Here is a 22,215-nt window from a genome sequence, read left to right on the forward strand (position 1 = left end):
AGATTCGCTGAACGCTTCCTGAAAAAACGAACACGGTGCATCGGCTGGTCGTTCTCGTGGTGCCCGTGTTCGCGCTGCTCATGGCGTGCGAATTCGCCTGGGGGTGGCTGCGGCGGCGCAACAGCTACCGCTTCGGCGACACGCTCGGCAGCCTGAGCCAGGGCCTGCTGAGCCAGGCGCTCGCGGTGTGCACGCAGCTGTTCCAGATCGGCCTGTACGCGATGGTCTATCCGCTGGTCGCGGTCTGGACCCGGCCCGACTTCTGGGACGGCGCCATCGGCTGGATCGTGGCCGTGCTGCTGTTCGACTTCTTCGACTACTGGCTGCACCGCGCGGGCCACGAGTCGGCCGTGTTCTGGGCCGCGCACTCGGTGCATCACCAGAGCCAGCACTTCAACTTCTCCACCGCGCTGCGGCAGGAGAGCACCGTGGCCTTCCTGGGTTGGGCCTTCTACCTGCCGATGGCGGTGGTGGGCGTGCCGCCCGAGCAGTTCGGCCTGGCGGGGCTGATCGTGCTGGTCTACCAGTTCTGGATCCATACCGAGCACATCGGCAAGCTCGGCTGGTTCGACCGCGTGTTCTCCTCGCCCTCGAACCACCGCGTGCACCACGCGGTGAACGACGGCTACCTCGACCGCAACTACGGCGGCATGCTGGTGGTGTGGGACCGCCTGTTCGGCACCTTCGCCGAAGAGAAGGAGCCCTGCGTCTACGGCACGCGCAAGGCACTGGCCAGCTTCGACCCGGTGCGCGCCATCCTCGGACCGTACCTGCCGCTGCTGCGCGACGCATGGCACACGCGGCGCTGGCGGGACAAGGCCGCCGTGTGGTTCAAGCCGCCCGGCTGGCGCCCGGCCGACGTGGCGGCGCGCTTCCCCGATGCGCCGTTCTCGATGGAAGAAGCCAGGCAGCTCCACGGCCCGGCGCTGACACGCATACAAGCGGCATCGGCCTCGGTGCATTTCGCGAGCTGGGTCGGCGTGACGCTGGCCTTCCTGTGGCGCGCCGACGACCTGGCGTTCCACACCGGCCTGGCGCTGCTCGCACTGGCGGTCGGCGGTTTCTGGACCCTCGGCGCGGTGCTCGACGCGAAGCTGCGGCTGCGATGGGCGTGGGGCGCGCAGCTCGCGCTGCTCGCGCTTTCCGCGTGGCTGCTGACTTGATCCTGGCCTGAGCCTCGCTATGCTCGGCGCCTCCCTCCCCCGGAAGCTCCCACCATGCGCAGGCTGGCCACACCGCAGGACATCGACAGCGTCTTCGCCCTCTACATGCACGAGAAGGTCGTTCCCTTCCTGGGCTACGACCCGATGCCGCTGGAAGACTTCCGCGCCATCTACCGGGAGCTGCTCGGCGGCGGCTCCTTCTACGTCTACGAACACGAAGGCAGGATCGCCGGCTTCTACCGCGCCGTTCGCTACCCCGGGCGCGTGCAGCATGTGGCCTGCCTGGGCACGCTGGCGGTCGACCCGGCCTTCCATGGCCAGGGCATCGCGCGGGCCATGGTCACCGAGGCCATCGACACGCTGAAGGCGGCCGGCGTCAAGCGCATCGAGCTCTTCGCCGAAAGCGACAACGCGACCGCGCTGCGCTTCTACGACAAGCTGGGCTTCGAGCGCGAAGGCACGCTGCGCAAGTTCTACAAGCGCGCCGGCGATGCGGACTATGTCGACGAGTACGTGATGGCGCGGCTGTTCGACTGAACAGCCGGCCGCGACGACATCAGGGCTTCCAGCGCCGCAGCAGCAGCGCATTGGCCATCACGCTCACGCTCGACAACGCCATCGCCGCACCGGCCACCACCGGGCTCAGCAGGCCGAAGGCCGCGAGCGGAATGCCGGCCACGTTGTAGGCAAAGGCCCAGAACAGGTTCTGGCGGATCTTCGCCACCGTGCGCGCCGACAGCTCGAAGGCCTGCGCCACCAGCGCAAGGTCGCCGCGCATCAGCGTGATGCCGGCCGCTTCCATCGCCACGTCGGTGCCGCCGCCCGAAGGCGCCATCGCCATGCCGACGTCGGCCGCGGCCAGGGCCGGCGCGTCGTTGGCGCCGTCGCCGACCATCGCGACGACGTGCCCGTTCTTCCTCAAGGCGCTGACCTGCGCGGCCTTGTCGGCCGGCAGCACGTCGGCGCGCACGTCGCCGGCATCGATGCCCAGGCGCGCCGCCATCGCCTGCGCCGCGCGCAGGTTGTCGCCCGAGATCATCACCACGCGCAGGCCGCGCGCACGCAGCGCGCGAACGGCTTGCGCGGCCTGCGGCTTCGGCTCGTCGGCGAATGCCAGCAAGGCTTGCACATGCGCGGCGCCCGCCTCGTCGAAACGCAGCAGCGCGGAGACCGTCGCGCCCTGCGACTGCAGGCGGTCGACCTCGGCCTCGTCGGGCATGGCGTCGAGCTCGCGGCACCAGCGCAGGCTGGCAATCGCCCAGTGGGTGCCGGCCACATCGCCGCGCACGCCGCGGCCCGGCCATGCCTGCATCACGCCCAGCGCGGGCACCTGCACGTGGCGCTGCGCCGCGGCCGACAGCACCGCCTTGGCGAGCGGGTGTTCGCTGCCGCTCTGCAGGCTGGCGGCCGTGGCCAGCAATTCGTCTTCGCCGATCGAAGCACCCGCCAGTGACACCGCCTGCACCATCGGCACCAGCGCCGTGAGCACCGGGCGGCCCACCGTCAAGGTGCCGGTCTTGTCGAACGCGACCGTGTCCACGCGGTGCGCGATCTCCAGCGCCCGCGCGTCCTTGATCAGGATGCCGTGGCGCGCCGCCACGCCCGTGCCCGCCATCACCGCGACCGGCGTGGCCAGGCCCAGGGCACAGGGGCAGGCAATGACGAGCACCGCCACGGCGTGGATCAACGCCGTCTCGATGCCGGCGCCCGCCACCAGCCAGCCCGCCAGCGTGGCCAGCGCAATCACCAGCACCACCGGCACGAACACGGCCGCGACCTTGTCGACCAGCCGCTGGATCGGTGCCTTCGCGGCCTGTGCGTCCTCGACCAGCCGGATGATGCGCGCCAGCACGCTCTCGGCGCCGACCGCGCGCACCTCCACCACCATGCGGCCGTCGCCGTTCACGGCACCGCCCGTCAGCGCGTCGCCCGGGCCCTTGGCCACGGGCAGCGGCTCGCCGGTGAGCATCGATTCATCGACTTCGGATTGCCCTTCGACCACCAGCGCATCGGCCGGCACGCGTTCGCCGGGCCGCACCGCGAGGCGGTCGCCCACCATCACCTCGGCCAGCGGCACGTCGCTTTCCTTGCCGCGCGCACCGACCAGGTGGGCGATTTCGGGGCGCAGTTGCTGCAGCGCGCGAATGGCCGACGTGGCCTGGCGCTTGGCGCGCGCCTCGAGCCACTTGCCGAGCATCACCAGCGTGATCACCACCGACGAGGCCTCGAAGTACAGGTGCGGCATGGCACCGTGCCCGGCATGCTCGCCGGTGGCGGAGCGCCACCAGAGCCACAGCGACAGGCCGAAGGCCGCGCTGGTGCCCAGCGCCACCAGCAGGTCCATGTTGCCGGTGCGCGCCCGGGCCGCATGCCAGCCGGCGCGGTAGAAGCGCGCGCCCAGCCAGAACTGCACCGGCGTGGCCAGCAGCAGCTGCACCCAGGGCGGCAGCATCCAGTCCTGCCCGAAAGGGTCGCCGAGCATCGGCGCCAGCAGCGGGATCGACAGCGCCAGGCCGACCGCGACCGGTCCGAAGCCGTGCCATGGCGAGAGCGCCGCGGCTTCGTCGGCCGCGGTGGCCGCCGCGCGCGGCTCGTAGCCGGCGGCGCGCACGGCGCGGCGCAGGCGCACGTCCATGTCGTCGATGCCGCCTTTGTCGCCGCTGCCTGGAGTAGTGACCACGCGGGCCGATTCCGTCGCCAGGTTCACGCTCACGTCCTGCACGCCGGGCACGTTCTTCAGGGCACGCTCGACGCGCATGACGCACGAGGCGCAGGTCATGCCGCCGACCGAGAGGTCGAGCGTGGCGGCGGCGGACACAGGGGATGACTGCAGGTTTTCCATGGGTGAAGGCTAAGGCTTCACACGATGGCAAGGTCAAGCGGAAAATTGCAGTGTCCCTGCGCTGGACGTTGACATCGTGAGAGGGTTCAGACTGCGGTCTCTTTCCCAGTCAACCATTCATTCATTCATCCACTTCGAAGGAGCCAGAACGATGAGCCAGAAATTCCAGGTCACAGGCATGAGCTGCGGTCACTGCGTGCGCGCGGTGCAGAACGCGGTGCAGACGGTGGACCCCGAGGCGCAGGTCACGGTCGATCTCGAGACCGGCCATGTCGACGTGCTGAGCGAACAGCCGCGCAAGGACATCGTGGTGGCGATCGAAAACGCGGGCTACGCCGTCCAATGAGCGGCCCCGTCACCATCGGCGAAGCGGCGCAACGCTCCGGCGTGTCGGCCCGCATGGTCCGGCACTACGAAGGGCTGGGCCTGCTGCCGGCGGTGGCGCGCACCGAGAGCGGCTACCGCCAGTACGGCGACGCCGACATCCACACGCTGCGCTTCATCAAGCGCTCGCGCGACCTGGGTTTCTCGATGGAGGAAATCGCCGAGCTGGTCGGCCTGTGGAACAACCGCCGCCGCGCCAGCGCCAGCGTGAAGCGCATCGCCGAAAAGCACCTGGGTGAACTGGAACAGCGCATCGCGGACATGCAGTCCATGCGCAACACGCTGTCCCACCTGGTTCACTGCTGCCACGGCGACGCCAGGCCGGAGTGCCCGATCCTGGACGACCTGAGCAAGGTCTAGGCGCTCAGGCGCCGCGCACCAGCGACAGCACCTTGCCCGCGTCCAAGGTGCGGGCCTTTTCCTGGATCGCCGGCAGGTACTGCGCCTGCAGGCCCTGCCCTTCCTTGACCACGCCCGAAAACGCGTCCTTCAGCATCTGCGTGGAAAGCGTGCGGCCGCCGGCGTAGTAGCGCTTGGCCACGTGGCCCAGCGCATAGGTCGCGGCAAAGCTCATCCCCGAACTCACGGCCTGGTTGCCCAGCCCGCGCAACAGGCCGCCGCCGACCTTGCCGAGCAGGCCGCCGAGCAGCTTGCGCCCGGCCTGCTCCAGGTACTGCGAGGTCAGGCCCACGCCGACCGTCGCCAGGAAGTCCTTGATGTGGCCGCTGTCGAGCTGGTACCCATGGGACTGGCCGATGCGATAGACCAGTTTCATCTGCAACGGAATGATCGCCATGGTCGACAGGGTCTCGGGCAGCAGCTCGAGCGCACCGTTCAGGATGGCGGCGTTCAGGATCGACTTGTCGAGCTCGGCGCTGTCGGGGGCGCTCGGCGCGCCGGCCGCCGTGGCCACCGCCGCCGTTGCGGCGCCCGCAGCCGCGGCCGCAGCTGCCACTGGCACCGCGGCAATCTCCTCCGCCTGCTGCGAAAACCCGGCCGCCGACGCGTCCAGCCCAAGCGACGTGCGCACGTCGGCCAGGAACATGCGCTCGGCCTGCGACTGCGTGCCGTCGGCGTCGCAGACGCACACCGCCATCTCATAGGCCAGCTGCCGCGCCTCGGTGCTCTTGAGCTCGCCGGCCACCGAGGCCAGCGACACCCGCTTCATCAGCACGTCCTGGTAGAGCGTCGGCAGGTTCACGCCATCGGCCTGCGACAGGCCCTCGGCGATGCGCCTGATCTCCTCGCGTTCGCGCTCGTGCTTCTCGCCATCGACAAAGGCAGCCAGCAGGGACAGGGTAACTATCGACTTTGTTTCCGAAGGTGTCATTTGTACGAAATTTCGCAATATGAAGGACTGGGTTCGGTCGCCGGACGGAGCGAAGGTTCCGCCGCCCGTTCTCCCCACAAACCTTGGGCAACTCTGTGGATAACCTTCGTACTACCGTGTAGGGGTTCTGCAAGTGGTTGATCTACAAGGGAAATCTACATTCTGCTCAAAAATTGAGCAATGAATTTCTCTGCGCCGAAACCGTCTTTCGCAGATTTCCGGAGGGGAGTCAAAGGACAACTCTGGGGACACTTTTTGGACAAGCCATCGGTTATCCACAGGCCCGACCGGTTACCCCATGTTGTTCATATGGCGGGTACAAACCCGAAGCAGGGCTGCGCACAGTGACGGACGTATGACAAGTGCTTGTCGCATAACGAAAAAAGCGGCATGTCCACAGAAGAGTGCGACCCTTATCTACTACTACTAATTTGAATAAGAAGAATAAGAAGATAGGGAACAGGGAAAGCTGCGCGCAAAAAAAAGGCCGCGAACGGCCGCGCCGGTCCACGGCGCCTTGGGCGGAACACGGTCCTGCCGCTCCTTTGCCCTCGCTAACATCCGCGGATGAGCTTCAAACCCCGGATCCTGATCGCCGAAGACGAATCGGGTATCGCCGACACGCTGCAGTACGTCCTGAAAAGCGACGGATTCATTCCGGTCTGGTGCGCCACGGCCGAGGAAGCCATCGCCCAGTTCGCGCAGGAACCGCCGGCGCTGGCCATCCTGGACATCGGATTGCCCGACCTGAACGGCTTCGAGCTCTTCAAACGCCTCCAGGCGCTCAATCAGTCGATGGGCGGCCCGGAGGTACCGATGGTGTTCTTGACGGCCCGCAGCGACGAAATAGACCGCGTGGTGGGCCTTGAACTGGGTGCGGACGACTACATTGCCAAGCCGTTCTCGCCACGCGAGCTGGTGGCACGGGTCCGCACGATCCTGCGGCGCAGCGCCAGGAACGGCCCAGGAGCCCCGCCAGCGACCGCACCCGCGAACCATGGGGTACCCCATCAAATCGCGCCTGCGGCGCCTCCTGCGGGCCCGCAGGCCCCTGCAATGCCGTTCCTGCTCGACAACGAGCGCATGCAGATCCGGTATTACGGCCGCCTGCTCGAACTCTCGCGCTACGAATACGGCCTGCTGAGACTGCTGGTGCAGCGCCCCGGCCGCGTCTTCACGCGCGACGAACTGCTGCAGCTGGTCTGGGACGACGCGAGCGACAGCTTCGACCGCACGGTCGACGCCCACATCAAGACCCTGCGCGCCAAACTCAAGGCGATCGCGCCCGAGGTCGAGCCGATCCGCACGCTGCGCGGCACCGGCTACGCACTGAACGAAGAACTGCCCGCCAAGGCGTCGTGACCCGGCGCACGCGGATCTTCATCGGCATCCTGCTGATCTACACGGCGGGCATCGCCTTCCTGCTGTACCGCGTCGTTTCCGACATCGACCCGCGCTACCGCGAGTCGGCCGAGGAATCGCTGGTCGAGACCTCGCAGCTGGTGGCCAGCCTGGTCGAGCAGGACGTCATTGCCGGCGCCATCAACACGGCGCGGCTGGAACCGCTGTTCCGCACGGTCTATGCGCGTGAGTTTTCCGCGCAGATCTACAACCTGCACAAGAGCCGCGTCGAGCTGCGCGTGTACGTCACCGACCGCAGCGGGCGCGTGATGTTCGACTCGCTCGGCAGGAACCTGGGCGCCGACTATTCGCAATGGAGCGACGTGAGCCGCACGCTCGCCGGGCTGTACGGCGCGCGCACCTCGCGCGACGTCGACGGCGACCCGCGCACCTCGGTGATGTACGTCGGCGCGCCGATCCGCTGGAACAACGAGATCGTCGGCATGGTCAGCGTCGGCAAGCCGGTGCAGAGCTTCGGCCAGTTCGTGGAAGACGCGCGCGGACGCACGATCTGGGTGGGCGTGGGTTCGGCGCTCGCGCTGCTGCTGCTCACCTTGATCGTTTCGGTCTGGCTGGTGCGGCCCTTCGGGCTGATCCGCGACTACTGGACCTGGGTGCGCGCCCAGAACCGCGTGGGCAGCCTGAGCCTGTCGCGCATGGCGCGGCGCGCGGTCGACGGCGTGCGCACGGGCTTCAACGAAATGCGCGACGCGCTCACCGGGCGCAACTACGTGGCCGACTACGTGCAGACCTTCACGCACGAAGTGAAGAGCCCGCTGTCGGCGATCCGCGGCGCGGCCGAGCTGCTGCAGGAACCGTCGATGCCGCACGCGGAGCGCGAGCGTTTCCTGAAGAACATCGAACGCGAGACGCAGCGCATCCAGGAAATCGTCGACCGCATGATGGAGCTCACCGCGCTGGAGACGCGGCGCACGCTCGACCGCACCGACGCGGTGGCGCTCGGCCCGCTGATCGAGGACATCGTGCTCAGCGCGCAGCCCGCGGCGGCCAAGCGCAACATCCGGCTGCTGGTGAACATCCGCGACGGGGCGCGCGCCGAAGGCGATCCGTTCCTGCTGCGCCGCGCCATCAGCAACCTGCTGGACAACGCCATCGACTTTTCACCGCGCGACAGCGAGGTGCTGCTCACGCTGGAAACCACCTCGAAGCTTGCGCGCGTGAGCGTGCGCGACCACGGCCCGGGCATTCCGGAATACGCACAGGAAAAAGTCTTCCAGAAGTTCTATTCGCTCGCCAGGCCGCACAACCAGAAGAAGAGCACGGGGCTCGGCCTGGCGTTCGTGAAAGAAATCGCGGCACTGCACCGCGGCCGCATCGAGCTCGGCAATGCATCGCGCGGCGGCGCCGTTGCAACGCTCACGCTGCCGCTGCTGGCGGCCTCGCATCACTGAACCGGGTTCAGCGGCCTGAGCTCCGGACGCGGCGGCAGCGACTCGGGCAGGCGCAGGTCCCACACGAGGCCGCAGCGCTCGAGCAGCCTGAGCGTCCACCAGCCCGGGTCCCATTCGCCGGGCGCGAGTCCCAGCCGGGCCGAGCCCGGAAACGCGTGGTGGTTGTTGTGCCAGCTCTCGCCCATGGTCAGCAGCGAGGTCCACCGAATGTTGTGGCCCTGCACCGCGGCGCCGCGCACTTCGTAGTTCATCGCGCCCTGGTTGTGCGCGAACCAGCCGATCAGCCAGTGGCCCAGCACGCCCGCGGTGACACGCGCGCACACGCCCCAGAAAACGAAGGCCCAGCCGCCCCAGAAGTGGAAGAGCATGGCCACGGGCAGTTGCTGCAGCATCCAGGTCCGCTCGAGCACACGCAGGAAACGGTCGTCGGCGATCAGGGGTTCGAGCTGGATGTGCGGCGGGTGCGAAAGATGAAGCTCGCAATGCAGCTGCCACCATGCGTCGGCCCAGAAGCCGCGGCCGTGCCGCAGGTAGTCGTGGCAGGTGGGCAGGCGCTGCGCGAGGTCGCGCAGTTCATGCTGGCGAAGAATGCCCAGCGGTCCGGCCATGCCGACCAGCACGCCGCAGTAGACCAATGCGCAGCGCAACCACCGCGGGCATTGAAAGCTGTGATGGATCAGCTGCCGATGGCTGCCCAGCGAGTGGCCGAACAACAGCACGAACGCGGTGCTGGCAACGAACAGCGCCAGGGCGTCCCAGCGAAAGAAAAAACAGCCGCCGAGCAGTGCGGCCGCGGCCATGCCGCAGAACCAGAGCGACTTGAGCGGTGCGTACCTGACCTCGCCTTCGAGCACCTGCGCCGCGAGATCGGCTGGCCCTGCACGAACACGGTGGTGGTCGAGGCCGGCCGGCTGCACCGCCCGCCTCAGCTGCCGGTCAATGCGCCGTAGGCGCTGCGCGTTTCAGGACTCACGGCGTCGAGCAGCTGCGCGTAGGAGGTCTGGTGGCGTGCCAGCATGCGCGCCGACGCGACGGTCTTCGAACGGCAGAACCAGTGGCAGGTGTGCTGCAGCAGGAACAGCTCGGCCGACATGGTGTACGCCTTCGACTTCGGCGAGCGGTTGGCGTCGTTGCGCGTCACGCCGGCAATGCCGCGCGCATGGACCAGCAAGAGCTGGCGCAGGTCGAGGGTGGTGGCCGGCAAGGTCGCGTTGACCAGCGGAATGGCCACCGGCAGCTTGCTCATGCGCGTGAGCGGCTCGGGCAGGCGCGACATTTCGGCGGCGAAGCTGTCCAGCTGCGAAGAGATCTTTTCCTCGGTGGCGTCGAGCAGGTGCCAGATCTGCTGGCGGCGTTCGGCGTCGTCTTCGCCCAGGCAGCGCAGGTAGCCGGAGGTCAGGCTTTCCATGAGGCGCTCGATCTGGTAGCGGCCGAGGTGGCTGCCCAGCAGCGCGATGCGCAGGCGCTGTTCCCTGGACTTGAGGATGTAGAAGCCGGCGGCAATGAGTGCCACCAGGGTGAGGATTTCCATGAATGCGTGGGGAAGAAAAAAAGAAGGCGGGTCGCAGCACCGAGTGTAGGCACCGCGACCCGCCTTCTTTTCGATGGCATGGCCTGCAGGAAAAAGGGAGCCGGAAAACCTACCTGAAGAAGTCCAGGATCTTGTTGCGTTCCTCAGGTTGGGGGGGCGGCCCCAGCGGCGCGCCGGTGAGCACTTCCACCGGCTGCGGCGCCTCGGTGCTTTCCACGCCCAGGCTCGCCACGTTGTGGCCCGGCGTGAAGTCGTCGAAGTACCACTCGCCGTCGACGTTCACCACGCCCGGCGGTTCGGCCGGCTGCGTCACGGGCACGCCCTGCAGCGCGGTCTGCATGTAGCCGATCCAGATCGGCAGGCTCAGGCTGCCGCCGGTCTCGCCGCGCACGCCGAGCTGGCGCGGCGTGTCGTAGCCGATCCACGCGATGCCGACCATGCTCGGCTGGAAGCCCGCGAACCAGGTGTCGAACGAGTCGTTGGTGGTGCCGGTCTTGCCGTAGAGGTCGTCGCGCTTGAGCGCCTGGTGCGCCTTGAAGCCGGTGCCGCTCTTCACCACGCTCTGCAGCAGCGAATCCATGATGAAGGCGTTGCGCTGCGGAATGGCGCGGCGGGTTTCGTCGAGCACCGGCGCCTCGGTTTCCATGATGACCTTGTCGCGCAGGTCGGTCACGCGCGTCACCAGGTACGGATTCACGCGGTAGCCGCCGTTGGCGAACACCGAGTAGCCCACGGCCATCTGCATCGGCGTGACCGAGCCGGCGCCCAGGCCCATCGGCAGGTTGGCGGGCTGCTTGTCCTTGTCGAAGCCGAACTTGGTGACCCAGTCCTGAGCGTATGGCGCGCCTATCGACTGCAGCACGCGCAGCGTGACCAGGTTCTTCGACTTCATGAGCGCGGTGCGCAGCGGCATCGGGCCTTCGTAGGTGCCTTCGAAGTTCTTCGGCTCCCACGGCTGGCCGCCGTTGGCGGCGGCATCGAAGTACAGCGGCGCGTCGTTCACCACGGTGGCGGGCGTGAAGCCCTTTTCGAGCGCGGCCGAATAGATGAAGGGCTTGAAGCTCGAGCCCGGCTGGCGCCAGGCCTGCGTCACGTGGTTGAACTTGTTCTTGCCGAAGTCGAAGCCGCCCACCAGCGCCTTGATGGCGCCGCTGCGCGGGTCCATGCCGATGAAGGCGCCTTCGACCTCGGGCAGCTGGGTGATCTCCCAGGTGTTCTTCGGCGTTCTTGCCGCGCGGATCACCGCGCCGCGGCGGATCTTGATGTTCGGCGGCGCCTTGGCGGCCAGGCCCGACTGCGCGGGCTTCAGGCCATCGCCGGTGATCTGGATGGTTTCGCCGTTGGCGCGCACCGCGCTGATTTCCTTGGCGCTGGCATCGAGCACCACGGCCGCGACCACGTCGCCGTTGTCGGGGTGCTCGGCCAGTGCGTCGTCCACGGCCTCGTCGACTTCCTTCTGCTCGCTCGGCAGGTCGACGAACTTCTCGGGGCCGCGGTAGGGCTGGCGGCGCTCGTAGTCCATGATGCCCTTGCGCAGCGACTTGTACGCCGCCGCCTGGTCGGCCGCCACCAGCGAGGTGTAGACCTTCATGCCGCTGGTGTAGATGCTGTCGCCGTACTGCGCGTACATCATCTGGCGCACCGTCTCGGCCACGTACTCGGCGTGCAGCCGGCCGGGGTCGGCGGCGTCGCGCAGGTGCAGCTCTTCCTTCTTCGCGGCGGCCGCCTGCTCGGCGGTGATGAAGCCGGTTTCCTGCATGCGGTCGATCACGTACAGCTGGCGCGCCCGCGCGCGGCGCGGGTTGGCCACCGGGTTGTTGGCGCCGGGTGCCTTCGGCAGGCCGGCCAGCATGGCGGCCTCGGCGATGGTCACGTTCTGCAGCGGCTTGCCGAAGTAGGTCTCGGCGGCGGCGGCGAAACCGTAGGCGCGGTTGCCCAGGTAGATCTGGTTCAGGTAGATCTCCAGGATCTGGTCCTTCGTGAGCTGCTGCTCGAGCCGCAGTGCCAGCAGGATCTCGTACGACTTGCGGCTCAGCGTGCGCTCCGAGCTCAGGTACACGTTGCGCGCCACCTGCATCGTGATGGTCGAGGCGCCCTGCTTGCGTCCGCCCTTCAGGCTGGCCACGGCCGCGCGCAGGAAGCCCTTGTAGTCCACGCCGCCGTGGTCGTAGAAGCGCGCGTCTTCCACGGCCAGCACCGCGTCTTTCATGACCTTGGGAATGTTCGCGAACGGCGTGAGGTTGCGGCGCTCTTCACCGAACTCGCCGATCATCTGGCCTTCGCTCGAATACACGCGCAGCGGCAGCTTGGGGCGGTAGTCGGCCAGCTCGGACACGTCGGGCAGCTTCGGGTAGATGGCCACCACGGCCACGATGGCCGCGACGATGGCCACCAGCGCGCCGGAGCCCACCGCGATGGCGCCCCATCCCGCGACGCGCTTCCAGCGGCGGTTCGGATCGGCGGGGTGGTCGCCGCCGTCGGTGCCGTCGGGAGGAGTTGAGCTTGAACGTTTGGACATAAGAAAGAAGACGGGGAAAAGACGGGAAAAAGACGGTAGCGGCTGGCTAGCGAAAGGATTGGAGCCGCTGCGCGCCGCGGCGTTCCAGCATCGGGAGATCGAGCGCGCCGCGCTGCGCGGCCTGCAGCGCACAGTGCATGGCGTCGAAGTACTTGTCGTGGTCGAAGGCGATCAGCAAGAGGTCCACGCCGGCGTCGAGGGCTCGGACAGTGGCATCGCAGAGACCGCGGTTGTAGGCCGCGCCCATCGTGAGATCGTCGGTGACGAGCAGGCCCCGGTAGCCCCATTCGCCTCGAATCACCTGCTGCACGATTCTGCGCGAGAAAGAGACCGGGTAGTCGGCGTCGAGTTCCGCAAGGATGACATGGCCCAGCATGATCGCTGCGTCAGATTGTTTCGACACTTCTTGAAATGGTTTCCAGTCTTGCGTTGCCAGACGAGCGACCGGCGTGCGCAGTTCGGCGGCGAAGTGGTGGGTGTCCTCGGCCACGCCGGCCAGGCCGGGAAAGTGCTTCAACGTGCCGCGAACGCCAGCAGATTCAAGGCCTTGCGCGTAAGCGAGCGCCACCTGCGTGGTGACCGCCGGGTCGCTGGAGATGGCGCGTTCGTCGATGCGGGTGTGAAAGTCCCAGCGGCCCGGCGCGCGGCCGGGGCGCAGGTCGACCACGGGGCTGAAATTGAGCGTGACGCCCAGGTCGGCCAGTGCCCCGCCCTGTTGCGCGCCGTAGGCGCGGGCGCGTTCGGAAAGCTGGTCTTCGGGCAGGTCGGCGTCTAGCAGGGTCGACAGCGCGGGCTGGCGTTCGACCAGCGGCGACAGCCGCGAGACCGCGCCGCCTTCCTGGTCGGTCGCGACCACCAGTGGCGGCAGGCCGGCCTTGCGGCGCACGGCCTGCAGGCCCCGGATTTCTTCGCGCAACTGGCCGGCCGTACGGCCTTTCACGTTGCGCCCGGTCACGAAGATGCCGCCGATCAGGCCCTTGCGGGCCAGCTCGCGCAGGTCGTTCGCATCGTCGTAGCCGACGATGAAATGCGCGCCCAGCATCTGCGCCGCAGCGCCCGACGCGGCATTCACCTCGGCGCGGTGCTGGCGCGACGCGGCCTCGTTGCCCAGCGCCGTGAGCAATGCCGCAAAGGCCAGCCCGAGCGCCACCGGGCGCAGCACGCTGCGCGCGAACCGCCATGCAACGGCGATGCCCGCAACCAGCGCGGCCAGCAGCAGCGGCAGCTCCCACTCGCGCATGAAGCGCAGGTGCGGGTCCTTCAGGTGCCAGGCCCAGAACCACAGCGTGGCCAGGGCGAGCCAGCCCAGCGCGGCGCCGATGACCCGCAGCAGTTTCATGCCGGCCGGGCTTCAGCCGACACGGCGGGCGTTGCAACCGCCGGTTCGTTGCGCCGCGACAGCGCATACCAGTCGACCTTGCGCGTGACCAGCATCAGCGCGGCCAGCATGCCGAAGATCAGCAGCGCACCCAGCAGCAGCGCATTGCTTTCCGAGGCGAGCAGCCCGTAGAGCGCGCCGTACAGCAGCGCCACGAAGGCGCCGAACGACAGGCCGCGCCGCCAGCCTTCGAGCACGGCGCTGAAGTAGACGGCCAGCAGCAGGACGCTGGCGCTCGCGGCACCGGCGTAGGCCAGCCAGAAGGCGAACTTCTCGGACAGCGCGAGCAGCAGCAGGAAGAACAGCGCGATCGACAGGCCCACCAGCCCGTACTGGATCGGATGCAGGCGCAGCTTGCGGAACAGCTCGAACATGAAGGCCGCCATCAGCACCAGGCCGATGAACAGCGCGCCGTACTTGCCGGCGCGCGTGCTCATCGAATACACGTTGATGGGCTGCGCGAGCGACACGTCGAAGGTCTGCAGCGTGCCCAGGTTGCGGCGCGGCGCGGCACCCGCCGCCTCTGCATAGCGCGAAGGGCTGGCGGCCGCTTCGGCGCCGTTGCCGTCGGTGGGCGCGGCGCGGCCCTGCAGGCCCGCGCGCACCTGTTCGCGCGCCGAGGTCACCAGCGACGACACGCGCCAGTGCGCGTCGAAGCCCTGTGGCGTCACGCTGCGCTCGGCGGCGAGAAAGCGCCCGCCGAAGCTCGGGTGCGCCCACGGCGAGCTCAGGTGCGCGGTGGTTTCCTCGGCAATGGGCGCGATGGCCAGCGTGTCCTGCCCGACCAGGCCGAGCTTCATCTCGAACGGGATCGGCGTGCCGGCCTGCCATGCGGCGAGCGCGGCACCGGTCACGGGCGCATGGATGCCGTCGGCGAACCAGGCGTCGTCGGCCAGGCCGGGCACGCGCTGCCTGAAGCGCAGCGCCTCGCCGCCCATCACCATCGCGGGCGAGCCGTCGAGGCCGCGCAGGTCGCTCACGTTGAAGGCGATGAACGGCGCCTTGAACTCGATCTTCGAATCGCTCTCGCTGTGCGGCACGGCCTTCGGGTCGAAGGCCGCGAAGCCGCCGCCGAGCGTGGCGTTCAAGGTGTAGAACGGGATCTTGAAGATGCCGCGGTAGCGCTCCTGCGGCGCCATCGTGCCTTCGATGTGCAGCTTGTCGGGAAACACCACGTGGGCCATTTCCTTGCTGCGCGCCTCCTGGCCGATCACCTTGCCTTGTGCGTTGCGCTGCGGCTCCATCCAGCGTTCCACGTACGGCACCAGCAGCAGCGGGCCGACCATGGTCTGGCGGCCCGCATAGGTGGCGGCAAGTTCGCGCGCGGCTTCGCGCTGGCTCTCGCCGCGGGCGCGGTTGATCGAGTCGATCTCCGCCAGCGGGATGCACAGCAGCAGCAACAGGAAGAACAGGCCGGCCACCTTGACCAGCATCGAGCTCTGCAGGGCCCTCAACAACTGAAGCATTTTTCTTCTCCTCGTGTGTCAGCAATGGGGGCGATGCTCGCCGCGCGATCCGAAGGCCGTGTGAAGGGGGCGCGCCGCCCGACTTCACACAGGCTTCACACGGCGCTTGCGCCCGTGTCTCGACTTCAACCGGCCTTCCAACTCCCTTCTCGCGCGGTGCCGACAGTTGCGGCTGTGCAAGTTCGCACGGACAAGGACCCCCGCCATGGAAGCCCACACCACCCCACGCCCCGGCCGCTGGCTCTGGCTCGCCACCGTGAGCCTGGCTGCAGCGGGCTTCGTCGCCATGGGCGTGCGCCCCGCGCATGCGCAGGAAGCGCCCGCCGGGCCGCGCCTGAAGACCGAGAGCCCCTACTTCTTCGTGAAGAGCGACGACCCCTCGGTCGATCGCCTGCCGCTGAAGGGCACCGAGGTCTCGGTGAAGATCTCCGGCGTGATCGCCGACGTGACGGTCACGCAGACCTACCGCAACGAAGGCCAGCGCGCCATCGAGGCGAAGTACGTGTTTCCCGGCTCGACCAAGGCCGCGGTGAGCGGCCTCAACGTGCGGCTGGCCGACCGGCTCATCACCGCGCAGATCCGCGAGAAGCAGCAGGCGCAGATCGAGTACGACACCGCCAAGAAGGAAGGCAAGACCGCCGCGCTGCTCGAGCAGCACCTGCCCAACGTGTTCCAGATGAACGTCGCCAACATCCTGCCGGGCGACGACGTGAAGGTGGAGCTGCGCTACACCGAGCTGCTGGTGCCGCAGTCGGGCAACTACCAGTTCGTGTTTCCGACCGTGGTCGGGCCGCGCTACAACTCGCCGCAGTCGGAGAACGCCAATGCCAAGTGGGTGGCGCAGCCCACGCTGCCCGCGGGCACCGCGCCCGCCACCGCCACCGCCTTCAGGCTCAAGGCCACCATCGACACGCCGATGGGCTTGAAGGAAATCCGCTCGGCCACGCACACCATCGACGTGAAGAAGAGCGACGAAGACCAGCACGCCGACGTCGTGCTCACGGCCGACGGCCGCCCCGCGGACAACCGCGACTTCGTGCTCGACTACCGGCTGGCCGGCGAGAAGATCGAATCGGGCCTGATGCTCTACAAGGGCCAGGGTGAGAATGCCGAGAACTTCTTCCTCGCCATGGTGGAGCCGCCCAAGGCCGTGGCCGCCAGCGCCATCTCGCCGCGCGACTACATCTTCGTGGTCGACATCTCGGGCTCGATGCACGGCTTTCCGCTGGACACCGCCAAGACGGTGCTCCAGCGCCTGATCGGCGGCCTGCGCCCGAGCGACACCTTCAACGTGCTGCTGTTCTCGGGCAGCAACAAGATGCTGTCGCCGAAGTCGGTGCCGGCCACGCGCGCCAACATCGAGCAGGCACTGGCCACGATCCAGAACTACAGCGGCAGCGGCAGCACCGAACTCATTCCGGCACTGAAGCGCGTGTACGCCGAACCGAAGGAAGACAACGTGTCGCGCACCGTGGTGGTGGTGACCGACGGCTACGTGACGGTCGAGCGCGAGGCCTTCGAGCTGGTGCGCAACAACCTGTCCAAGGCCAACGTGTTCGCCTTCGGCATCGGCTCGTCGGTGAACCGCAGCCTGATGGAAGGCATCGCGCGCGCCGGCATGGGCGAGCCTTTCATCATCACCGACCCGGTGCAGGCGCCCGAGCAGGCCGCGCGCTTTCGCCGCATGGTCGAGTCGCCGGTGCTCACGAACGTGAAGGCCACCTTCGGCGGCCTGGACGTGTACGACGTGGAACCGCAGGCGCTGCCCGACGTGCTGGGCGAACGCCCGGTGATCGTGTTCGGCAAGTGGCGTGGCGAGCCCAAGGGCCGCGTGATCATCGAAGGCCAGAGCGCCAGCGGCCCGTACCGCGAGGAAGTGCGCATCGACAGCCGCACGCGCCAGGACACGGCCGCGCTGCGCACGCTGTGGGCGCGCCACCGCATCCAGAGCCTGAGCGACCAGGAAACGCTGGAAGGCGGTACGGCCTTCAAGGACCGCATCACCGAGCTGGGCCTGAAGTACAGCCTGCTCACGCAGTACACGAGCTTCATCGCCGTGGACAAGGTGGTGCGCAACCTGGCGCCGCAGGACAGCGCGCAGGTCAACCAGCCGCTGCCCCTGCCGCAGGGCGTGAGCAACCTCGCGCTGGGCGCCGAGGTGCCGAGCACGCCCGAACCCGAATCGCTGGGCGCCATCGCCGTGGTGCTGTCGATGCTGGCGATGCTGCGCCGCCGCGCGCGCCGCAACGACGCGCGCCGGTTCACTGCCTGATCACTGCCCGATCCTTCGAGAAAGAACCACATGTCTCTGGCAACGCTCCCCCACCGCCATCCGCGCATCGTGGACTGGGGCATCCACATCGACCGCACGCCGGCCGCCGGCTGGCTGGCGCTGCAGCTCGCCGCGCTGGTGCCGACCTGGACCTGGATGGTCCAGCGCATGCGCGACGGCTCCGACGACCCGATGGGCCTGCTGGCGCTGGTCGCGCTCGCCGCGCTGGCGTGGAGCCGCCGGCGCGAACTGCGCGCCTCGCCGCGCCTGGGCTGGCTCGCGCTGGCCGGCGCGGGCACCGTGCTCGCGACGGTGCTGCGTACCGGGGTCGGCGGCCTGCCCGCATTGCCGCCGCTCGCGGCCGGCCTGGTGGCGGTGCTGGCGCTGTCGTGCGGGCTGCTGGCGTTCCTGCCGCGGCGCGTGGCCGCGCTGCCGGTGGCGGGGCTGTCGGTGCTGGCGTTGCCGCTGCTGTCGTCGCTGCAGTTCTATGCCGGCTACCCGCTGCGGGTGGTGACGGCCGAGGTCAGCCGCTGGCTGCTGTCGCCGGGCTTCGAGGTGGCGCGCGAAGGCGCGAGCCTGATGGTCGATGGCCGCCTGGTGATCGTCGACGCGCCCTGCTCCGGCGTGCAGATGGTCTGGCTCGGCTACTTCACGGCCTGCGCGGTGGCGCTGTGGGCCGGCCGCAGTGACCGCGGCTTCATGCGCCGGCTGCCGATGGTCGGCCTGTTCGTGCTGGCCGGCAACATCGTGCGCAACAGCGTGCTGATCGCCTTCGAGGGCGCCGGCCATCCGCTCGCGCCCTGGGCGCACAACACGCTGGGCCTGCTGGTGCTGGCGGCGGTGTGCGGCGCCATCGCCCGCCTGATGGTGCCGGTGCGCCCCGCGCCCGAACCCGCCGAAATGCCCATCGAGGGCCTGATCACCACCCAAGGAAGCCGCCATGTCGACACCGTTCTTTGAACGCTGGTTCGCCAACCATTTCATCAACCGCATCGGCCACAAGACGGCCTTCGCGCTGGCCATGGTGCTGTGCCTGCTGTGGTCGGCCGCCGCGGCGGTGCGCACGCCGGGCGAAACCGCCGCGGCCGTCGCGTCGCAGGAATGGCCGCGCGAATGGGACGGCGTTCCGCTGCGCCCGCTGGCGCTGAGCGAGGTCGAGCAGCGCTTTGCCGACCGCTTTCCCGGCGCCATCGGCCGCATGACCGACGGCACGCAGACGCTGGTGATGCGCGCCGTGGCGCAGCCCACGCGCATGCTGCACCCGGCGGTGGACTGCTACCGCGCGCTGGGCTACCGCATCGAGCAGGCCCGGCTGGAGCGCGATGCGCAGGAGCGGATGTGGCGCTGTTTTGTTGCGCAACGGCACGGCGCGCAAAAAATCCGTGTCTGCGAGCGCATCGTCGATGCCCAGGGCACGGCTTTCACTGACACTTCAGCCTGGTACTGGGCAGCGGCCAGCGGCCAGTCGCATGGGCCGTGGCAAGCGGTCACAGTGGCGAAACCCCTATGACGATCTGAGAAACGTGCCTGTGAAGAAGACCCTGCGATTTGTGCTTTTTGGCCTGCTGGCCTTGGTTGTTACTGCGTGTGTAGCTATCTTTTTGATAGTCAAGCTGGCGCTCGCGCCGGCGGCTGGCGAGTGGAGCACCACGGTGAAGGCGGGGCCGCTGAATTTCGAGATCGGCGTGCCGACGGCGGTGCGCGTGGCCACCTCGCCGTGGTTCGCGCCCTACCTGGACGGCCATTCGCTGGACACCCGCTTCGGCACCCTGCGCTTCGGCTGGAAGCCGGCCGGCGAGCTGCTCGAGATGCAGTGCGCGCCGTGCAGCGCCGACGTGCAGGCGCTGGGCACCCAGCCCATCAAGGTCGAACGCCTGGTCGCCACCGTGAAGCGCGACGGCAACACGCTCAACGGCACCTTCGAGGCCATGCCGCTGAGCACCGACACCACGCCGCTGCAGGGCCACTGGGACGGCAAGCTCGCGCCGAAGAGCCTGCAGCTCAACGCCAGCGTGCAGGACGCGCCCATCGCGCGCTGGTACGCGGTGCTGGTGCCCACGCTGCCCGAGCTGCAGCGCGCGCGCATCGGCGGCACGCTGGCGCTGCGCGGCCAGCTCGCGCTGCCCGACGCCACCTTCGCGGTGCAGCCGAACATCAGCCAGTTCACGGTGGAAGGGCTGGGCACCGAGGCCATGCTGAACGCGCGCACCAGCTGCGGTCCGTCGGCCAGGCTCACCAACGACAGCTGGCTGGCGCGCGCCGTCATCGCGGCGGAAGACCAGCGCTTCTTCACCCACACCGGCTACGACCTGACCGAGATCCTCGCGTCGATCGACAACAACCAGAAGCCCGGCCAGGTGCGCCGCGGCGGCAGCACGCTCACGCAGCAGCTGGCCAAGCTGCTGGTGACGGGCAGCGACCGCACCGCCGAGCGCAAGCTGCGCGAGCTGCTCTACGCGGTGGAAATGGAGCAGACGCTGGGCAAGGCGCGCATCCTGCAGCTGTACCTGGACAACGCACCGTGGGGCGGCAACATCTGCGGCGCCGAGGCCGCGGCGCGCCGCTACTTCAAGCGCAGCGCGCGCACGCTGGAACCGGCGCAGGCCGTGTGGCTGGCCGCCATGCTGCACAAGCCGCAGGCCGTGCTCGAACAATGGCGGCGCGACGGCCACATCGACGCCGACCGCATCAAGTGGGTGGCCGAGGGCATCCGCGGCATCAGCCGGAACCAGCGCGAAGCGCTGCTCAAGGGCGTGGCTGCGGCGAAGTTCACGGCACCGGAGGCCGCACCCTGAGAACCGCAAGAACCATCGAAACCCAATGAACACCGCAGCGCCGAGCGTCACCGACATCGAAGCCATCGAACGGGCCACCGTCAGCGCGGTCTCGCCCGACCTCACCGAGGAAATCGACGGCTGGCTGCTGCCTTTCTCGGGCGGCACCGTGAAGCGCGCCAGGTCGGCCGTGCCGCTGCACCGCAGCGCGGTCGAGCCGGCCACGCTCGACCGCATCGAGGACCGCTACGACAGCCGCCAGGTCGCGCCCGCGCTGCGGCTGGCCGACGCGCCCTGCTTCGAGGGCTTGCGCGCCGAGCTGGAGCGCCGGCACTACGTGGACGACAGCCCGACCTGCGTGCAGGCCGCCTCGACCCAGCGCATGCGCCGGCTGGTGGCGCCCGGCGCGCCGCTGGCCGACATCGACCGCGCGCCCGACGACGCCTGGGCGGCGCTGTTCCTCGGCGAGGGCTTCGACCCGGTGGACGGCGCCCACCGCGTGCGCATGCTGTCGCGCGCCAAGGGCTCGCTCTACGCCAGCGTGCGCGAGGGCGGGCGCACGGTGGCGGCGGGCGCGATGGCCTTCGGCCATGGCTGGGCCAGCGTGCACGGCATGCGCACCGACAAGGCGCAGCGCGGGCGCGGCCTGGCGGGGCGGGTGCTGGCCGGCTTCGCGCAGGCGGCGCTGGAACGCGGCTTCGAGCGGGTGTTCCTGCAGGTCGACGCGCAGAACCAGGCGGCGCTGGCGCTGTACCGCCGCGCGGGGTTCGAGACGCGATGGCAGTACAGCTACTGGCAGCGCCAGCAGTGGCCGCGATGATCCGAGTCGAGCCGAGGTGAGCCGAGTTGAATCGGGCCTGGGCTAGCTTGCCGCCGGCGGCGCCTCGCCGGCCTCGAAGCCGAATCGCACATCCTTCAACGCTCGGTCGACCAGATCGACCGGGTCGTCGAAATCCGGCGCCACCTTGATGATGCCGCGCAGGCGCTGGTCGATCAGCAGGGTCGCCAGCCCGTGCACATAGCCCCAGGCCGCGGTGATGCGCATGGCCTCGGCGGCGTTCAGCGAGACCGGCGCGTCGCCCGGGGGCTCGTCCTTGGCGCCGATGATCGCGGCCATCACGCGCATCGCCTCGCGCGCCGCCGCGTTGAGCACGGGGCGCTGCATGTCGATCATCTCATTGCGGAACATGAGGCCGAACATGGCCGGGTTGTCGTAGGCGAAGTGCACGTACGCATGGGCGATGGCGTGGCGCCGATTGCCCAGGTCGGGCGGCTCAGGGTGTGCGGCCGCGGCGTCGCGCATGGCGTCGCTCAAGCGCGCGTAGCCGACGGCGGCCAGCTCGCTCACCAGGCCGGTCATGTCGCCGAAATGGTGCTTGGGCGCGGTGTGCGACACGCCCGCTTCCCGTGCGATCGCCCGCAGGCCCAGGCCGGGGATGCCGTCGCGCAGCAGCACGGCTTCGGCCGCGGCCAGCAGGGCTTCGGGCAGCGAGCCGTGGTGATAGCGCTTGGTCGGGGCGTCGGTGGTCATTCTTGAAAAACAGCGGAAAGGCAGAAGCGCTCAAAAATCTTACCACTGGAAAAATTTCTTGACTTCGATGGCGAGGCCGGAGATATTTCCACTGGAAAGATATTCGACGACACCTTCCACCGTTTCCACCGTTTCCACCGTTTCCACCGTTTCCACCGTTTCCACCGTTTCCACCGTTTCCACCGTTTCCACCGTTTCCACCGTTTCCACCGA

Annotated in this window: 19 protein-coding genes and 1 pseudogene; 11 read left to right on the plus strand and 9 right to left on the minus strand. The window is 68.6% G+C overall.

Translation table 11 applies throughout. The features are described 5' to 3' along the window. Nucleotides 1–35 precede the first annotated feature (35 nt). Both BM004_RS16815 and BM004_RS16820 read left to right on the plus strand, forming a co-directional pair. The gene (locus BM004_RS16815) at nt 36–1,163 is read left to right on the plus strand and encodes a sterol desaturase family protein (RefSeq protein ID WP_093215105.1); all 1,128 of its coding nucleotides are present in this window, start codon (nt 36–38) and stop codon (nt 1,161–1,163) included. A 33-nt stretch (nt 1,164–1,196) separates the two neighbouring features. Beyond that, nucleotides 1,197–1,700: pseudogene (locus tag BM004_RS16820) on the plus strand (N-acetyltransferase family protein); the annotation flags it as partial. A gap of 19 nt (nt 1,701–1,719) precedes the next feature. On the opposite strand, the gene BM004_RS16825 reads toward BM004_RS16820, so the two are convergent. Beyond that, complete coding sequence (locus tag BM004_RS16825; RefSeq protein WP_093215107.1) at nt 1,720–4,005, minus strand: heavy metal translocating P-type ATPase; 2,286 nt, start codon at nt 4,003–4,005, stop codon at nt 1,720–1,722. A gap of 151 nt (nt 4,006–4,156) precedes the next feature. Between BM004_RS16825 and BM004_RS16830 the strand changes: the two genes are divergently transcribed. Continuing rightward, on the plus strand, nt 4,157–4,351 hold the full coding sequence (locus BM004_RS16830) for a heavy-metal-associated domain-containing protein (RefSeq protein ID WP_093215110.1): 195 nt from the start codon (nt 4,157–4,159) through the stop codon (nt 4,349–4,351). Then, complete coding sequence (cueR, locus tag BM004_RS16835) at nt 4,348–4,749, plus strand: Cu(I)-responsive transcriptional regulator (protein WP_093215112.1); 402 nt, start codon at nt 4,348–4,350, stop codon at nt 4,747–4,749. Before BM004_RS16830 ends, cueR begins: the two co-directional genes overlap by 4 nt. A 4-nt stretch (nt 4,750–4,753) precedes the next feature. On the opposite strand, the gene BM004_RS16840 is transcribed toward cueR, so the two are convergent. Further along, entirely contained in the window at nt 4,754–5,719 is a 966-nt protein-coding gene (locus BM004_RS16840; RefSeq protein ID WP_093215115.1) for a YcjF family protein, read from the minus strand. A 567-nt stretch (nt 5,720–6,286) separates the two neighbouring features. Here BM004_RS16840 and creB point away from each other — a divergent pair. Continuing rightward, entirely contained in the window at nt 6,287–7,081 is a 795-nt protein-coding gene (gene creB / locus BM004_RS16845) for a two-component system response regulator CreB (RefSeq protein ID WP_093215117.1), read from the plus strand. Beyond that, on the plus strand, nt 7,078–8,532 hold the full coding sequence (creC, locus tag BM004_RS16850; protein WP_093215120.1) for a two-component system sensor histidine kinase CreC: 1,455 nt from the start codon (nt 7,078–7,080) through the stop codon (nt 8,530–8,532). The genes creB and creC overlap by 4 nt, the downstream gene beginning before the upstream one ends. On the opposite strand, the gene BM004_RS16855 is transcribed toward creC, so the two are convergent. From BM004_RS16855 to creD, 5 genes are all read right to left on the minus strand, one after another. Continuing rightward, entirely contained in the window at nt 8,526–9,449 is a 924-nt protein-coding gene (locus BM004_RS16855; RefSeq protein ID WP_093215122.1) for an acyl-CoA desaturase, read from the minus strand. The genes creC and BM004_RS16855 overlap by 7 nt on opposite strands. 8 nt (nt 9,450–9,457) lie before the next feature. Continuing rightward, entirely contained in the window at nt 9,458–10,063 is a 606-nt protein-coding gene (locus tag BM004_RS16860; protein ID WP_093215125.1) for a hypothetical protein, read from the minus strand. A gap of 109 nt (nt 10,064–10,172) precedes the next feature. Then, a complete protein-coding gene (locus BM004_RS16865; RefSeq protein WP_177206520.1) occupies nt 10,173–12,581 on the minus strand; it encodes a penicillin-binding protein 1A in 2,409 nt (802 codons plus the stop codon). Between the two features lie 46 nt (nt 12,582–12,627). Further along, nucleotides 12,628–13,920: a glycoside hydrolase family 3 N-terminal domain-containing protein gene (locus tag BM004_RS16870; RefSeq protein WP_093215127.1), complete on the minus strand. Its 1,293-nt coding sequence runs from the start codon at nt 13,918–13,920 to the stop codon at nt 12,628–12,630. Next, complete coding sequence (gene creD, locus BM004_RS16875; protein WP_093215130.1) at nt 13,917–15,425, minus strand: cell envelope integrity protein CreD; 1,509 nt, start codon at nt 15,423–15,425, stop codon at nt 13,917–13,919. Before creD ends, BM004_RS16870 begins: the two co-directional genes overlap by 4 nt. Before the next feature lie 205 nt (nt 15,426–15,630). Between creD and BM004_RS16880 the strand changes: the two genes are divergently transcribed. The 5 genes from BM004_RS16880 (at nt 15,631) to BM004_RS16900 (ending at nt 21,291) form a co-directional block, all read left to right on the plus strand. Further along, nucleotides 15,631–17,697: a VIT and vWA domain-containing protein gene (locus BM004_RS16880; RefSeq protein ID WP_093215132.1), complete on the plus strand. Its 2,067-nt coding sequence runs from the start codon at nt 15,631–15,633 to the stop codon at nt 17,695–17,697. Nucleotides 17,698–17,727: 30 nt separating this feature from the next. Continuing rightward, entirely contained in the window at nt 17,728–18,657 is a 930-nt protein-coding gene (gene xrtQ / locus BM004_RS16885; protein ID WP_093215135.1) for an exosortase Q, read from the plus strand. Further along, nucleotides 18,638–19,207 carry a hypothetical protein gene (locus BM004_RS16890; RefSeq protein ID WP_093128807.1) on the plus strand — a complete coding sequence of 190 codons (570 nt, stop codon included), beginning with the start codon at nt 18,638–18,640 and terminating at the stop codon, nt 19,205–19,207. Before xrtQ ends, BM004_RS16890 begins: the two co-directional genes overlap by 20 nt. Before the next feature lie 91 nt (nt 19,208–19,298). Next, the gene (locus BM004_RS16895; RefSeq protein WP_256219928.1) at nt 19,299–20,492 is read left to right on the plus strand and encodes a biosynthetic peptidoglycan transglycosylase; all 1,194 of its coding nucleotides are present in this window, start codon (nt 19,299–19,301) and stop codon (nt 20,490–20,492) included. 25 nt (nt 20,493–20,517) lie between these two features. Further along, on the plus strand, nt 20,518–21,291 hold the full coding sequence (locus BM004_RS16900) for a GNAT family N-acetyltransferase (protein ID WP_093215137.1): 774 nt from the start codon (nt 20,518–20,520) through the stop codon (nt 21,289–21,291). 42 nt (nt 21,292–21,333) lie between these two features. Here BM004_RS16900 and BM004_RS16905 read toward each other — a convergent pair whose 3' ends face one another. Both BM004_RS16905 and BM004_RS41445 read right to left on the minus strand, forming a co-directional pair. Further along, the gene (locus tag BM004_RS16905; protein WP_093128810.1) at nt 21,334–22,002 is read right to left on the minus strand and encodes a TetR/AcrR family transcriptional regulator; all 669 of its coding nucleotides are present in this window, start codon (nt 22,000–22,002) and stop codon (nt 21,334–21,336) included. Nucleotides 22,003–22,041: 39 nt separating this feature from the next. Continuing rightward, complete coding sequence (locus BM004_RS41445; protein ID WP_177206521.1) at nt 22,042–22,212, minus strand: hypothetical protein; 171 nt, start codon at nt 22,210–22,212, stop codon at nt 22,042–22,044. Nucleotides 22,213–22,215: the final 3 nt, after the last annotated feature.

The sequence above is a fragment of the Variovorax sp. OK212 genome (assembly GCF_900112425.1).
Taxonomy (GTDB): domain Bacteria; phylum Pseudomonadota; class Gammaproteobacteria; order Burkholderiales; family Burkholderiaceae_C; genus Variovorax.

Bases quoted from the DNA above. Each gene is read 5' to 3' on its own strand.
- BM004_RS16860 (WP_093215125.1), bottom strand. From the start codon at position 10,063: ATGGAAATCCTCACCCTGGTGGCACTCATTGCCGCCGGCTTCTACATC.
- BM004_RS16870 (WP_093215127.1), bottom strand. From the start codon at position 13,920: ATGAAACTGCTGCGGGTCATCGGCGCCGCGCTGGGCTGGCTCGCCCTG.
- BM004_RS16890 (WP_093128807.1), top strand. From the start codon at position 18,638: ATGTCGACACCGTTCTTTGAACGCTGGTTCGCCAACCATTTCATCAAC.
- creB (WP_093215117.1), top strand. From the start codon at position 6,287: ATGAGCTTCAAACCCCGGATCCTGATCGCCGAAGACGAATCGGGTATC.
- BM004_RS16900 (WP_093215137.1), top strand. From the start codon at position 20,518: ATGAACACCGCAGCGCCGAGCGTCACCGACATCGAAGCCATCGAACGG.
- BM004_RS16825 (WP_093215107.1), bottom strand. From the start codon at position 4,005: ATGGAAAACCTGCAGTCATCCCCTGTGTCCGCCGCCGCCACGCTCGAC.
- BM004_RS16840 (WP_093215115.1), bottom strand. From the start codon at position 5,719: ATGACACCTTCGGAAACAAAGTCGATAGTTACCCTGTCCCTGCTGGCT.
- BM004_RS16880 (WP_093215132.1), top strand. From the start codon at position 15,631: ATGGAAGCCCACACCACCCCACGCCCCGGCCGCTGGCTCTGGCTCGCC.
- BM004_RS16830 (WP_093215110.1), top strand. From the start codon at position 4,157: ATGAGCCAGAAATTCCAGGTCACAGGCATGAGCTGCGGTCACTGCGTG.
- creD (WP_093215130.1), bottom strand. From the start codon at position 15,425: ATGCTTCAGTTGTTGAGGGCCCTGCAGAGCTCGATGCTGGTCAAGGTG.
- BM004_RS16905 (WP_093128810.1), bottom strand. From the start codon at position 22,002: ATGACCACCGACGCCCCGACCAAGCGCTATCACCACGGCTCGCTGCCC.
- xrtQ (WP_093215135.1), top strand. From the start codon at position 17,728: ATGTCTCTGGCAACGCTCCCCCACCGCCATCCGCGCATCGTGGACTGG.
- BM004_RS16865 (WP_177206520.1), bottom strand. From the start codon at position 12,581: ATGTCCAAACGTTCAAGCTCAACTCCTCCCGACGGCACCGACGGCGGC.
- cueR (WP_093215112.1), top strand. From the start codon at position 4,348: ATGAGCGGCCCCGTCACCATCGGCGAAGCGGCGCAACGCTCCGGCGTG.